Here is a 13,138-nt window from a genome sequence, read left to right on the forward strand (position 1 = left end):
GCGCGAGTGAAGCACGACTACGACGTCCTGGTCATCGGGTCGGGGTTCGGCGGCAGCGTCACGGCGCTGCGGCTGACGGAGAAGGGCTACAAGGTCGGGGTGATCGAGGCGGGCCGCCGCTTCGACACGAACCCGTCCGGGGCGCCCGGCTCCCGCTACCCCGCCCTGCCGAAGACGAACTGGCGCGTCGCCCGCTACCTGTGGGCGCCCGCGCTCGGCCTCACCGGCATCCAGCGGCTGCACCTCATCCGCGGGACGAAGCAGAGCCGCGTCCTCGTCATGGCGGGGGCGGGCGTCGGCGGCGGGTCGCTCAACTACGCCAACACGCTGTACGTGCCGCCGGAGCCGTTCTTCAAGGACCGGCAGTGGGCGCACATCACCGACTGGCAGGACGAGCTCGCCCCGCACTACGAGCAGGCGCGCCGGATGCTCGGCGTCGTGCAGAACACCACCACGACCGCCGCCGACGAGGTGATCCGCCGGGTCGCCGACCGGATGGGCAAGGGCCACACGTTCGTCAAGACGCCCGTCGGGGTCTTCTTCGGGCGCGGCGCCGGGATCGAGAGCGCCGACCCCTACTTCGGCGGCGCCGGGCCGCGCCGCCGCGGCTGCCTCGAATGCGGCGAGTGCATGGTCGGCTGCCGGCACGGCGCGAAGAACATGCTCACCGAGAACTACCTGTACCTCGCCGAGAAGGCCGGGGCCCGGGTGATGCCGCTCAGCCGCGTCACCGAGGTCGCCCCCGCCGAGGGCGGCGGGTACGCGGTCGAGATCGTCCGGACCGGCTCGTTCGGCCGCAACCGCAAGGTCCTCACCGCCGGGCAGGTCGTGTTCGCCGCCGGCACCTACGGCACCCAGAAGCTCCTGCACAAGCTCAAGTCGACCGGGCGGCTGCCGCGCGTGTCCGACCGGCTCGGCGCCCTCACCCGCACCAACTCCGAGGCGATCCTCGGCGGCGGGCGGCCGAACGGGAAGCCGGGCCCCGACTACTCCCGGGGCGTCGCGATCACCTCGTCGTTCCATCCCGCCCCGGACACGCACGTCGAACCCGTCCGGTACGGGCGCGGCTCGAACCTGCTCGCCGGCCTGCAGACGCTCCTCGTCGACGGCGACCGGCCCGGCGAGCCGCACGTCCCGCGCTTCCGCAAGTTCCTCCGCGAGGTCGCCCGCAGGCCCCGCGACCTGGTGCAGCTGTTCGACGTCCGGCACTGGTCCGAGCGGACCGTCATCGCGCTCGTCATGCAGACCCGCGACAACTCGATCACCCTGTCGCCGAAGAAGGGCCCGTTCGGCTGGGACGTCCGCGCCGACGCCGGGCACGGCGAGCCCAACCCCACGTGGATCCCGGAGGGGCACGAGGCGACCCGGCTGATCGGCGAGGAGGTCGGCGGCCTCGCCGGCGGCACCTGGGGCGACCTGTTCGACGTCCCGATGACCGCGCACTTCCTCGGCGGCTGCGCGATCGGCGACTCGCCCGCCACCGGCGTCATCGACCCCTACCACCGCGTCTACGGGCACCCCGGCCTGCACGTCGTGGACGGCTCGGCCGTCTCGGCGAACCTCGGCGTCAACCCGTCCCTGACGATCACCGCGCAGGCCGAGCGGGCCATGTCGCTGTGGCCGAACCGGGGCGAGCCCGACCCGCGCCCCGAACTCGGCGACGCCTACCGCCGCGTCGGCGCCGTCGCGCCGAAGAACCCGGTCGTCCCGGCGGACGCGCCCGCCGCGCTGCGGCTGCCGATCGTGGACGTGCGCTGACCGTCCCCCGGTCGCGGAGGCGCGTCCCGGACGTCCGACCGCGGGCGTAGCGTGGCGCGCATGGACGTCGAAGGGGAGGTCGCGCGGATCCTCGCGGAGCTGCGCGACCGGGCCGACCCGGTGCGGGCGGAGAGCGAGCGGCGGTACCTGCGGAGCGCGTTCGTCCACATCGGCGTGCCCGTCCCGGCGCTCCGCAAGGTCGCCGTGTCCGCCGTGCGGACGCCGCCCCCGCGCGGCGACCTGCTCGCCCTCGCCGCCGCCCTCTGGACGGTCGAGGACGCGGGGCGGCCGGTGCACGAGGCCCGCATGGCGGCCGTCGAGGTGCTGGTCAGGCGGGTCGCGCTCCTCGACGGCCGCGACGTCCCGGTCGCCGAGCGGATGATCCGCGACTCGTCGAGCTGGGTGTACGTCGACAACCTCGCCGAACGCGTCGTGGGCGCGCTCGTCCTGCGGACGCCCGGCCTCGCCCCCGTCCTGGACGCCTGGGCGGCCGACGACTGCATGTGGATCCGCCGGTCGGCGCTGCTCGCGCTGCTGCCCGGCGTCCGGACCGGCGCGCCCGACCTCGCCCGCATCGACCGGTTCGGCGGCGCGCTGGCGGGCGAGACGGAGTTCTTCATCCGCAAGGCGCTCGGCTGGGTGCTGCGCGAGCAGTCGAAGAAGGACCCCGCGTGGGTCGTGCGCTGGGTGGAGGCGCACCTCGGGGAAATCTCGGGCGTGACGTTCCGCGAGGCCGTCCGCCGCCTGCCCGAGGGCGACGCCGCCCGGCTCACGGACGCCTACAAGGCGCGCCCCCGGTAGCCGGGCCCGTCCGGCGTCAGCGCCGGTAGGCCGCCCACACCTTGTGCATGCGGTCGCCCTGCCCCCGGGTGAACGACGACATGCAGGTGTCGTAGCTGTAGTTCATGAAGTTGTGGATCGGGTCGTTGCCGGGCTGCGGGCAGGTGTCCTTGCCCTCCGGGCACCCGTTGGACGGGTCGCGCTCCGGCGGGGTGTCGGCCACCCGGTCGCCCTGGCCGCCGCAGCCGTCCTGGAACGTGTGGTACAGCCCGAGCCAGTGCCCCACCTCGTGCGTCGCGCTGAACCCGCGGTTGAACTGGTCGATGTGGCCGCCCGGCATGCTGCCGTAGTGGATCGTGACGCCGTCCATCGCCGGGTCGTCCCGGTACTTCCACGGGAACGTCGACCAGCCGAGCAGGTCGCCCTCGATGTACGCGCTGTACAGGTTCAGCGTGCCCTTGCCGCCCTTGCGCAGCCGCGGCTTGTACGACCCCTCGTACTGCTCCGGGTACCGGTACCAGGCCGCGTTGTCGGACCGGGTGATGCCCTGCAGCCGGAACGACACGCTGGTGTCGTCGCCGCCGTACCGGCCGCCGTAGGCGTCGTTCATCACCTTGATCTGCCGCCTGACCGCGGCGCTCGACACGTTGCCGCGCGTCCCGTCGTGCAGGACGTGGAAGTACACGGGCACCGTGAACCGCTTCGCCGCCCGCCGCTCGGCCGGGTTCGCCTCCCGCGGCTCCTTCGGGCCGAGCGTCAGCCCGAGCCCGTCCAGGATCCGGTCGAGGTCCGACTCGACGGACGCCGACTCCGCCGGGCTCAGCTCCGCGTGGTCCTTGTGCCCGCCGTGGTCGCCGTGCCCGTTCGGGCCGGGCCGCATCCGCGCCGCCGCCGGAGCGCAGTCGTCCCGGACGGCCTCGCGCTGCCCGGCGGCGAGCCCGGCCGGAGCGGCGGCGCCGCCGGCGGGGGCTGCGGGGACGGCGGGAACCAGGGCGGTGAGCAGGGCGGCGGCGGTCAGCAGCTTCACGGCACTCCTACAGGGGCGGGCGCGGACGGGCGGCATGCAAACACAGTGCGTCATCAACAGGTATCAGAGTGAAGTCATCGTGCGTGTGTGATCCAGGTAAACGGATGCCGACCGTTACCGTGCGCGTCCGGTCCGTCAACCCGGCCTCCGCCCGTCCACGGGAGAGGCCGCAGGGACGGGACGGGCGCGGTGCGCGGGCGCGGGCATCGGCGCAGGCCGGGGCCCGTAGACTGGGAAGTCCTTCCGGCCGTGGGAAAGGCGTATTCGTTGGTGGCCGCAGACCAGTCCTTCGACACCGTTCTCGTCGTCGACTTCGGCGCGCAGTACGCGCAGCTCATCGCGCGACGCGTCCGCGAATGTCACGTGTTCAGCGAGATCGTGCCGTCCACGATGCCCGCCGCGGAGATGCTCGCGAAGCGGCCCAAGGCGATCATCCTGTCCGGCGGGCCCGCCTCGGTCTACGAGGACGGCGCCCCCGCCGTCCCCGACGGCCTGTTCGACCTCGGCGTCCCCACCTTCGGGATCTGCTACGGCCACCAGGTGATGGCCCGCGCCCTCGGCGGCACCGTGGAGAACTCGCACGTCGCCGAGTACGGCGGCGCGACCGTCGCCGTCACCGCGCCCGGGATGCTGTTCGCCGGGCTGCCCGCCGAGCAGGCCGTCTGGATGTCGCACCGCGACTTCGTCAGCCGCGCCCCCGACGGCTTCACCGTCACCGCCAGCACCGACGTCACCCCGGTCGCCGGCATGGAGGACCGCGAGCGCGGCTTCTTCGGCGTCCAGTTCCACCCCGAGGTGCTGCACACCGAGCACGGGATGGAGATCCTGCGCCGCTTCCTCTACGAGGGCGCCGGCTGCCGCCCCACCTGGACGATGGTCAACATCGCCGAGGACTCGATCGAGGACGTCCGCGCCCGGGTCGCCGGCAAGCGCGCGATCTGCGCGCTGTCGGGCGGCGTCGACTCCGCCGTCGCGGGCGCGCTCGTCCAGCGCGCCATCGGCGACCGGTTGACCTGCGTGTTCGTCGACCACGGGCTGCTGCGCAAGGGCGAGGCCGAGCAGGTCGAGAAGGACTTCGTCGCCGCGACCGGCGTGAACCTGCACGTCGTCGACGCGCAGGACCGCTTCCTCGCGGCCCTGGACGGCGTCTCCGACCCCGAGCAGAAGCGCAAGATCATCGGGCGCGAGTTCATCCGCGTGTTCGAGGAGGCCGCGCGCGAGATCGTCGGCGAGGACGCCCCCGAACCGGTCGAGTTCCTCGTGCAGGGCACCCTCTACCCGGACGTCGTCGAGTCCGGCGGCGGCACCGGCGCGGCGAACATCAAGTCGCACCACAACGTTGGCGGCCTCCCCGAGGACCTCCAGTTCAAGCTGGTCGAGCCGCTCCGCACCCTGTTCAAGGACGAGGTCCGGGCGCTCGGCGAGCAGCTCGGGCTGCCCCCCGAGATGGTGTGGCGGCAGCCGTTCCCCGGCCCCGGCCTCGCCATCCGCATCGTCGGCGCCGTCACCCGCGAGCGCCTGGAGATCCTGCGCGACGCCGACGCGATCGCCCGCGAGGAGCTCACCCGCGCCGGGCTCGACCGCGACGTCTGGCAGTTCCCGGTCGTCCTGCTGGCCGACGTCCGCTCGGTCGGCGTCCAGGGCGACGGCCGCACCTACGGGCACCCGATCGTGCTGCGGCCGGTGACCAGCGAGGACGCCATGACGGCCGACTGGGCGCGGCTGCCCTACGACCTCCTGCAGCGGATCTCCACCCGGATCACCAACGAGGTCCGCGAGATCAACCGCGTCACCGTCGACATCACCTCCAAGCCCCCGGGCACCATCGAGTGGGAGTGACCGTTCCTCGGCAGGGTCCGGAAGCGGCATGTGACCCGCCGCGGATCAGCGGTCGGCGCTGCCGGGACGCGGTCGGTAACCGGCGGCCGAAGCCCCGGACGGCCTCAGTGCCGCCGGGGACGCGCCGCCCGCGCCTAGGAAGCACCAGGCCGGGCTCGGGCCGCCGCACGGGCAGGTCGTCCGTCTGCGGCGACCCCGCGACGCGGACGCGGCGGCGGGTGCCGAGGTACGCGCCGAACGACCGGGCCTCGGCGGACGGTGCCGGGGGCGCGGGGCGGCGGCGGCGGGGGCGGTGAGGGCGAGGGCCCCGGCGGTGCCGAGCGCGCTGGTCAGCACCGTCCGGCGGCCGACGGTTCCTTGATCGTTCGTCACGTCCGTGACCGTAGAGCCTCGGGTGGGATGGCGAGTGAACGGCTCGGGAACACGGGCGGGAGCGCGTGCGGCCCGGGTGCGTTCGCACCCGGGCCGCACGTCGTGCGTGGCAGTGTCAGACGGTGGCGGGGGCGAGGGCGGCCTCGGCGTCGAGCGTCGCGGCGGCGGCGTTGACGACGGCGGCGATGCGCAGCGCCTCCTGGACCAGCTCGCGCGACAGCCCGGCCTCGCGGACGACCTTCTCGTGCGACTCCAGGCACCGGCCGCAGCCGTTGATCGCCGACACGGCCAGCGACCACAGCTCGAAGTCGACCTTCTCGACGCCCGGCTTCGCGATGACCGACATCCGCAGCTTCGCGGGCAGCGTCGCGTACGTGTCGTCGCCGATCAGGTGCGTGGCGCGGTAGTACACGTTGTTCATCGCCATGATCGACGCCGCGGCCTTGGCGGCCTCGAACGCCTCCGCGGACAGGTAGTCGCCGGCCTCCTCGGCCAGCTCGCGGATGACGACGGCGCTGCGGGTGGCGAGCGCGCACGCCAGGACCGTCCCCCACAGCTGCTGCTCGCTGAGCTGCGAGGTGGAGGTCAGCGAGCCCAGGTTGAGCTTGGTGTCCTTGGCGTAGCCCGGGAGGGCGCTCTTCAGCGCGTCAACGCTCATGATCGAAAAGTCCTTTCATGCGAACGGCCGGCCGCGCGTGCTCGTGCGCTCCGCGACCGGCCGCCGGTCCGGACGGCCCGTGCGGGCCGTCCGGCGGGGTGACTGGGGCGTCCGGGACGGGCCGGACGCGGGGTTGGATCAGGCGCCGGCGCCGGCCATCAGCTTGGCGGCGTCCAGGGTGTCCTCGCCCTTGTTCCAGTTGCACGGGCAGAGCTCGTCGCTCTGCAGGGCGTCCAGGACCCGCAGGACCTCCTTGACGTTCCGGCCGACGGAACCGGCGGTCACCATGGAGAACTGGATCTCGTTGTTCGGGTCGACGATGAACGTCGCGCGCTGCGCCACGCCGTCCGGGGTGAGGATGCCGAGGGCCTCGCACAGCTCGCGCTTGAGGTCGGCCATCATCGGGAACGGGATCTCCCGCAGGTCCGGGTGGTCCTTGCGCCACGCGAAGTGGACGAACTCGTTGTCGACGGACGCGCCGAGCACCTGGGCGTCGCGGTCGGCGAACTCCTCGTTCAGCCGGCCGAACTCGGCGATCTCGGTCGGACAGACGAAAGTGAAGTCCTTCGGCCAGAAGAACACCACGCGCCACTTGCCCTCGTACGTCTTGTGGTTGATCGTCTCGAAGGCGTTGTCCGCGTCCAGCGAGACACAGGCGGTCAGCTCGTACTCGGGGAACTGGTCACCGACAGTAAGCACGCATGCTCCTTTTTCGCGAGAAAGGGGACGCCTCCGCCGAGGCGCCGGAGTGCCGCCCCGGGACGGTTCCTCGGGGGCTCGATGTCACTCAGCGTGCCGTACGGGGGTCGAGAAGAGAAATCGATCTATCCCACTGCACTGATAGGTGCTTCCTATCATTCGCGGCCATATGCGCGCTGACCAGCGAGAATGCTGGAGTGATGAGAGGGTGGTCACACCGGGGGTTGACCTAGATCACACGGAAACGCTCGGTTTGCCGTTAACTCTCCGTTTATCTCGCGGCGAGTGCATCAAGGTACACCCTCGCGATGTCCTGTCCGTCCCCGGGAGTCCGCTTGCTCGGCCGGGAGGGGGTGCCCGCCGGCGGTCGTCGGCGGGGGCGGGCGGGCGGCGGTCCTGTCGGGGTGGCGTCCGGCTTGATCAATGGTGTTCGGGTCGTCCATAAAAGGGGCGATTTCATGATCCCTAAAGGGGAGTCGGGTGGTCCTGCGGAAGGAGGAAACGGGAAACCCGTGTTTTTCGGTCGCCGCCTGTGAAAACAACACGCGAGACTTTACTGGCCCTTGATACTCTGGCGTTCGCGTGGAGGTGCCCGGAGTTCATGCCCGATCCTCGAAAGAAACATGATCGCCAAGGAAGGCGCGCGCGGCGGACTCCGGCCGCCCTCCGCGCCGGAGGTGATCATGCAGGCCACGAGCTTCCATCCTCAGGCCGGCGCGACCAATCGCCGGCATTCCGCTCCCGTTTTCGGAACTTTGTCCCGTCGCGTGCACCGCGCGCCCCCCGCCGTCCGATCGTGAAACCGCGGCTCGTCCGGAACACCTGACCGGACGTTCCCTTCCGCCCGCCGGACCGACAACGGGAAACGGAGACCGGAATGCCGGAGACGATGGCAACATTCGGGGCGGAGCTTCGGCGAAGGCGCCTCGCGGCGGGCCTGTCCCTGGCCGAACTGGGCGGCCTGCTGCACTACAGCAAAGGCCACCTGAGCAAGGTCGAGCACGGGACGAAGCGGCCGTCGCCCGACCTGGCGCGCATGAGCGACGCGGAACTCGGCGCGGACGGCGCGCTCATCGCGCTCGCCGCCCGGCCGCCGCGCGGCGGCCGGCTCGCCGAACGGGCAGCGGACGACGAGGTGTGGCTGATGAACCTTCCACTCGGCGGAGAAGGCCGGTTCCACCCCATGAACCGGCGCGAGGCGCTCGCGGTGGCCTCGACGTCCGTGCTGGGCTTCGGCCTCGGCGCGCGGGGCCTGGCGGAGACCGCCGCCGAACCGGCCGCCCTGGACGGCTTCCGGGCGCTGCTCACCCAGTTCCGCAACCTCGGCCAGACGGCGAGTCCGGGCGCGGTGCTGCCCGCGGTCATCGCGCAGACGCACGTCCTGCGCGACCTGGCCGTCCGGGCGCCCGCGCGGACCCGGGACGACCTGCTCGTGCTCGCCGCGCGGTTCGCCGAGTTCGCGGGCTGGATGGCGCAGGAGTCCGGCGACGACGAGGCGGCCCTGTGGTGGACGGCCAAGGCCGTCGAGACCGCGGCGGCCGGCGGCGACCGCGACCTCGCCGCCTACGCGTTCGTCCGGCGGGCGCTCGTCACCCTCTACCGGGACGACGCCGCGCAGACCGTCGAGCTCGCGCACCGCGCGCGGACCGCGCGGGGCGTCCCGGCGCGGATCCGCGGCCTCGCGGCGCAGCGCGAGGCCCAGGGGCACGCGCTGGCCGGTGACGGCGCCGCCTGCATGCGCGGCCTCGACCGCGCCCGCGGGCTCCTCGCCGCCGACTCCGGGGAGGCGGCGGCCGGGCTCGGGTCCCGGAACCTGCCCGACCCGGTGGCCATGGTCACCGGCTGGTGCCTGTTCGAGCTGGGCCGGCCGCGCGACGCCGCCGCGATCCTGGACGCCGAGGTGGCGCGCATCCCGCCGGAGGCCCTGCGGTCCCGCGCGCGGTTCGGGGTGCGGCGGGCGCTGGCGCACGCGGCGGCGGGCGAGATCGACCACGCCTGCGCGCTGACGGCCCCGCTGCTGCCCGTCGCCGACACCGTCGGCTCGGCGACCATCGCGACCGACCTGCGGCGGCTGGCCCGGACGCTCGGCCGCCGCCGCGACCACGCGCCCGTGCGCGAGCTGTACCCGGCGCTCACCGCGTCCCTGCGGCCCGCGGAGACCTGACCCGGCGGGAGCCGCGCGCGTCCCGCGCACGCCCCGCGACGCTCACCGGCCCCCCGGGGCCGGCACCACCACCGAACCACGGAACGGAGCACCCCATGCCCGAGATCTTCATCAACTACCGCACCGGCGACGGGGAGAACGTCGCCGCCTTCCTCGACCGCGAGCTGTCCGCCCGCTTCGGCTGGGAGACGATCTTCCGCGCGAGCAAGTCGATCCCGTTCGGCGACGACTACCGGCGGGCCCTGCTGGACGGCGTCCGCCGCAGCGACGCGCTGCTCGCGCTGATCGGCGTCCGCTGGCTGGAGGTCCTGGAGGACGGCCGGCGCCGGATCGACCACCCGGACGACTGGGTCCGCCGGGAGATCATCGAGGCGTTCGGCAACGGTGTGCGGGTGATCCCGGTGCTGCTGAACAACGCGCACCTGCCGACGTCCGACCTGCTCCCGCCGGAACTGGAGAACCTGGCCTACTGCCAGCACACCCGCCTGGACGCCCGCAACCTGGACGCCGACCTCGGCCGGCTCGCGCGCGACCTCACCAAGATCGTCCCGGGTCTGGAGGAGGTCGCACCGGCGAAGCCGGAGCCCGAGCCCGAGCCCGGGACGCACGCCGGGCCGCAGTTCATCAACAACGACAACACGCGCGTCGGGTTCGAGGCGGGCGTCGTCCGCGAGGCGAAGATCGGCGCCGACTTCTTCCGCGACGGGGACGGCCGCACGGGCTCGGGAGACGGGCGGTGAGCCCGTCCGCGCGCCGTTCCCGCGCGCGCGAGGCGTTCGAGCGGGTCGAGGACCTGGTGAACGGCGCGGGCCGCACCGGCTCGCGGCGGGCGCCCGAGTCCGAGTCCGAGTCGGGATCCGGATCCGGGGCCCGGTTCGTCAACAACGACAACACGCGCGTCGGGTTCCAGGCGGGCGTCGTCCACGAGGCGAACATCTACGTCGCCCTCGACGACGACGAGCCCGACCGCAGGATCGAGGTCGCCGAGAACTGCCTCGCCGGCGACATGCCGCGCCGCGCCGAGGAGCTGCTCGGCGAGCTCGTCGCGTCGGGGCGGCTCGCCGACCCGCGCTGGCGGCACCTCGCCTGCCGCGCCGCGTACCGCTGGACGCTGGCCGTGCTGAGCGACCGCCCGATCGGGCGGCTGGACGACGACCGGCTCCGCGACGTCGACGCGGCCCGCACGTCCGCGCTCGGCGGCCCGGACGACGAGTGGCGCCGGGCCCTCGACGTCGTGTACCGGCTGCTCGCCCGGCTGCTCGCCGAGGACCGGACGGGCGAGCACGGCCCGGGCGTCCTCGACGACGTCCTCGCCGAGTTCGACCGGCTGCCCGAGACGCGCCGGGAGGAGATCCACCGCCACCTGGACCTCCTGATGAGCGGCGTCGCGCAGGACCGCGTCGACGCCCGCCGCGCCGCGCTCGTCCGCGCCCGGCGCAACGGGAACGGCCGCGAGGCGCGGGTGTGGAAGTTCTTCGAGCCCGTCCCGGCGGAACCGCGCCCCCTGGACGCCCGCCCCTTCGAGCCCGGGCTCTTCCGCTGGGCGCTGGCGGTCTGCGGGACGATCCTGGCGGCCGCCGGGCTCACGGTGGCGTTCGTGATGGTGGTCCAGATGAGCACGCGGGCGGCGATCACCGCGGGCGTGCTGCTGCTCGCCTCCGCCGGGCTCGGCTGCGCGTTCGCGCCGCGGCAGGCGCCGCGCCGCCACTCGCCGTTCCCGGCCCGCAGGCCGGTGGACGTGCCGACGCCGTTCAGCCGCCACGTCGCCCACCGCGTCGAGGCGGAGTTCGACAAGCGCGCCCCGGACGGGGTCGTCGAGCGGTCCGCGTGGACGCTCGGCACGCGGCAGCGGCGGTCCACCCTCGCCACCGAGGTCGCCAACCTGTACGCCGAGCCGAAGGTGGAGGCGGGCGCGATCGACTGGCTGATCGCCTGGCACGCCAAGGAGGCCGCGCGGGAGTGGAGCGAGAACGGCGGCCGGGCGCGGCTGCGGCGGCTGCCCGCGCGGCTGCTCACCATCGCCGAGATCATGATGGTCACCTACGCGGGGCTCACCCTGCTGACCACCGCGTCGCTCTACCACCCGGACATCGCGCTCGTCATGCTGGCGTGGGTCCTGGTCGGCGCCGTCCTCGCCGCCTTCGGCCGGGTGGACGTCCTCGTGGTGGCGCGGCTGCACGCGGGGCGCGCGGAGAAGGCCGCCGACCGGCGGCTGCGGGCGGAGCGGAGGGCGTACGCCGAGCGGGTCGCGCTGCTCCGCGACCGCCCCACCGACGGCGAGATGGCCCGCTGGCTGGACTTCGACAAGATCTACCTCAAGTCGCTGGCGATGAACCAGTACGGGCTCGGCAGCCGCGACGTCCTCCAGCACGCGTTCATCACCGAGGCCGCGCCCGCCGCCCGCCGCGCGCGCGTCCACCGGGGGCCGCCGCGCTTCTCGGCCTACACGGTGTGGGTGTTCCTGCTGACCGAGGCGGGGGTGCGGCAGGTGTCGGTCCACCTCGACTTCCCGACGGGCATCGCCAAGGACCAGCACCGCAGGGCGTTCCGCTACGACGCGCTCACCGCCGCCGAGGTCGTCGAGCGCGGCATCCGCTTCGACGACGGCAGGCGTCGGCCGATGCTGCCGCAGGCGGACGGGCGCGCCGAGCCGGACCGGTCGTCGTTCATCTACGACCAGCTGTTCCGGCTCACCCTCGGCAGCGGCCACCAGGTGGACATCCGGGTGGAGCACCTGGACGCGTGGCTCGCCCGGGACGCGGACCGGCGGGCCGACGGCGGCGACGACGACCTGCCGCCGCCCGGGGACACCGACCTGAGCGGCGCGCTCGGCCTGCTGGAGGCGGTGGCGGCCGACGGGCGCGACTGGATCAGGCAGGCCAAGGACCGCCGCCGGCGGCGGCTCCGCCACGAGCACGACCGCCCCGCCCCGGGCGGGGGCCCGGGCTCCGGCCGTCCGCGGCCCGGCCCCAACGGGGCGCAGGCGCCCGGCCCGCGGCCCGCCCCGGACGCCGACCCGCTCGGACACGGACGGGAGATCCTCTGATGCGGTGCCGCTACTGCGACAACGACAACATCGTGACCCGCCCGGTCTGCACCCACTGCGGTGAGGAGCAGCCCGAGCAGCCGGACGTCCCCGGACCGGACGAGGACGGCGCGGCGCGGGACGGGGCCGAGCCGTCGGCCGTCGCCGAGACGTGGAAGAGCGTGGGCGTGGCGGTGGTCATGTTCGTCGCGCTCGTCTGGGGCGGCCGGTTCACGGTCACGAACTGGCCCGAGACGTACGAGGCGCCCGAGGCCGGGGCGGCCGCACCGGCGGCCACCGGCGACCCGGCGATCGGCGGCGACCCGGCGATCGGCGGGGAGATCCCGGAGGCGTCCTCGGCGTCCCCGGGCGTCCCCGCGGCCGACCTCCTCGCCGAGATCCAGGCGACCCGGTCGCGGCTGCCGGACACCCTGGGCGACTGCGTCACCGTCGACTCCGACCTGCCGGTGCTGCGGGAGGTGACCGAGGAGCGCAGGGCGCAGGCGGAGAGCGCGGCGAGCGCCGACTTCGGCGCCGCCGCGGACGCGGACGCCCTGCGGAGCGCGCTCATGGAGATGACGCGGGCGTCGCTCGCGGCCGACGAGGAGTACATCCGCTGGGCGGAGAGCTTCGTGGCGACCGACGCCTGCTCGCCCGCCTCGGCGGACGGGGGCGTCACGTCCGCGAACACCGCCGCCGAGAACGCCAAGCAGGCGTTCGTCGTGCTGTGGAACGCGAACGCCGAAACGCAGGGCGGGCCGACGTACACGTGGTCGGACTTCTAGGGGCACGTCCGTCCGGGACTCCGCGGGGGCG

The 13,138-nt window shown here is 73.8% G+C and carries 10 protein-coding genes; 7 read left to right on the forward strand and 3 right to left on the reverse strand.

Translation table 11 applies throughout. The annotated features are described in order from the left end of the window. Nucleotides 1-6: 6 nt before the first annotated feature. Nucleotides 7-1,758, forward strand: coding sequence for an FAD-dependent oxidoreductase (locus H505_RS0117145; protein ID WP_026402979.1), 1,752 nt, complete (start codon nt 7-9; stop codon nt 1,756-1,758). Nucleotides 1,759-1,818: 60 nt separating this feature from the next. Beyond that, on the forward strand, nt 1,819-2,559 hold the full coding sequence (locus H505_RS0117150) for a DNA alkylation repair protein (protein WP_026402980.1): 741 nt from the start codon (nt 1,819-1,821) through the stop codon (nt 2,557-2,559). Between the two features lie 16 nt (nt 2,560-2,575). On the opposite strand, the gene H505_RS0117155 is transcribed toward H505_RS0117150, so the two are convergent. Continuing rightward, nucleotides 2,576-3,565, reverse strand: a complete 990-nt coding sequence (locus tag H505_RS0117155) for a zinc metalloprotease (RefSeq protein ID WP_051300802.1) — start codon at nt 3,563-3,565, stop codon at nt 2,576-2,578. A gap of 267 nt (nt 3,566-3,832) precedes the next feature. Between H505_RS0117155 and guaA the strand changes: the two genes are divergently transcribed. Continuing rightward, the gene (gene guaA, locus H505_RS0117160) at nt 3,833-5,404 is read left to right on the forward strand and encodes a glutamine-hydrolyzing GMP synthase (protein ID WP_026402982.1); all 1,572 of its coding nucleotides are present in this window, start codon (nt 3,833-3,835) and stop codon (nt 5,402-5,404) included. Between the two features lie 487 nt (nt 5,405-5,891). Here the strand turns inward: guaA and ahpD are convergent, their stop codons facing one another. Then, complete coding sequence (gene ahpD / locus H505_RS0117165; protein WP_026402983.1) at nt 5,892-6,434, reverse strand: alkylhydroperoxidase, AhpD family; 543 nt, start codon at nt 6,432-6,434, stop codon at nt 5,892-5,894. Nucleotides 6,435-6,572: 138 nt separating this feature from the next. After that, nucleotides 6,573-7,133: a peroxiredoxin gene (locus H505_RS0117170; RefSeq protein WP_026402984.1), complete on the reverse strand. Its 561-nt coding sequence runs from the start codon at nt 7,131-7,133 to the stop codon at nt 6,573-6,575. An 877-nt stretch (nt 7,134-8,010) separates the two neighbouring features. On the opposite strand from H505_RS0117170, the gene H505_RS0117175 reads away from it, so the two are divergent. The 4 genes from H505_RS0117175 to H505_RS49880 all read left to right on the forward strand — a co-directional run bounded on the left by H505_RS0117175 (nt 8,011) and on the right by H505_RS49880 (nt 13,107). Beyond that, nucleotides 8,011-9,297 (forward strand): helix-turn-helix domain-containing protein, encoded by a 1,287-nt coding sequence (locus H505_RS0117175; protein ID WP_026402985.1) that lies wholly within the window; start codon nt 8,011-8,013, stop codon nt 9,295-9,297. Between the two features lie 95 nt (nt 9,298-9,392). Beyond that, nucleotides 9,393-10,037: a toll/interleukin-1 receptor domain-containing protein gene (locus tag H505_RS42445; protein WP_051300803.1), complete on the forward strand. Its 645-nt coding sequence runs from the start codon at nt 9,393-9,395 to the stop codon at nt 10,035-10,037. Continuing rightward, the gene (locus tag H505_RS0117185; RefSeq protein ID WP_026402986.1) at nt 10,034-12,343 is read left to right on the forward strand and encodes a hypothetical protein; all 2,310 of its coding nucleotides are present in this window, start codon (nt 10,034-10,036) and stop codon (nt 12,341-12,343) included. The genes H505_RS42445 and H505_RS0117185 overlap by 4 nt, the downstream gene beginning before the upstream one ends. Then, entirely contained in the window at nt 12,343-13,107 is a 765-nt protein-coding gene (locus H505_RS49880) for a hypothetical protein (protein ID WP_026402987.1), read from the forward strand. Before H505_RS0117185 ends, H505_RS49880 begins: the two co-directional genes overlap by 1 nt. The last annotated feature ends 31 nt before the right edge of the window (nt 13,108-13,138 follow it).

It is taken from the genome of Actinomadura rifamycini DSM 43936 (assembly GCF_000425065.1).
GTDB lineage: Bacteria > Actinomycetota > Actinomycetes > Streptosporangiales > Streptosporangiaceae > Spirillospora > Spirillospora rifamycini.

Bases quoted from the DNA above. Each gene is read 5' to 3' on its own strand.
- H505_RS0117150 (WP_026402980.1), top strand. From the start codon at position 1,819: ATGGACGTCGAAGGGGAGGTCGCGCGGATCCTCGCGGAGCTGCGCGAC.
- ahpD (WP_026402983.1), bottom strand. From the start codon at position 6,434: ATGAGCGTTGACGCGCTGAAGAGCGCCCTCCCGGGCTACGCCAAGGAC.
- H505_RS0117175 (WP_026402985.1), top strand. From the start codon at position 8,011: ATGCCGGAGACGATGGCAACATTCGGGGCGGAGCTTCGGCGAAGGCGC.
- H505_RS42445 (WP_051300803.1), top strand. From the start codon at position 9,393: ATGCCCGAGATCTTCATCAACTACCGCACCGGCGACGGGGAGAACGTC.
- H505_RS49880 (WP_026402987.1), top strand. From the start codon at position 12,343: ATGCGGTGCCGCTACTGCGACAACGACAACATCGTGACCCGCCCGGTC.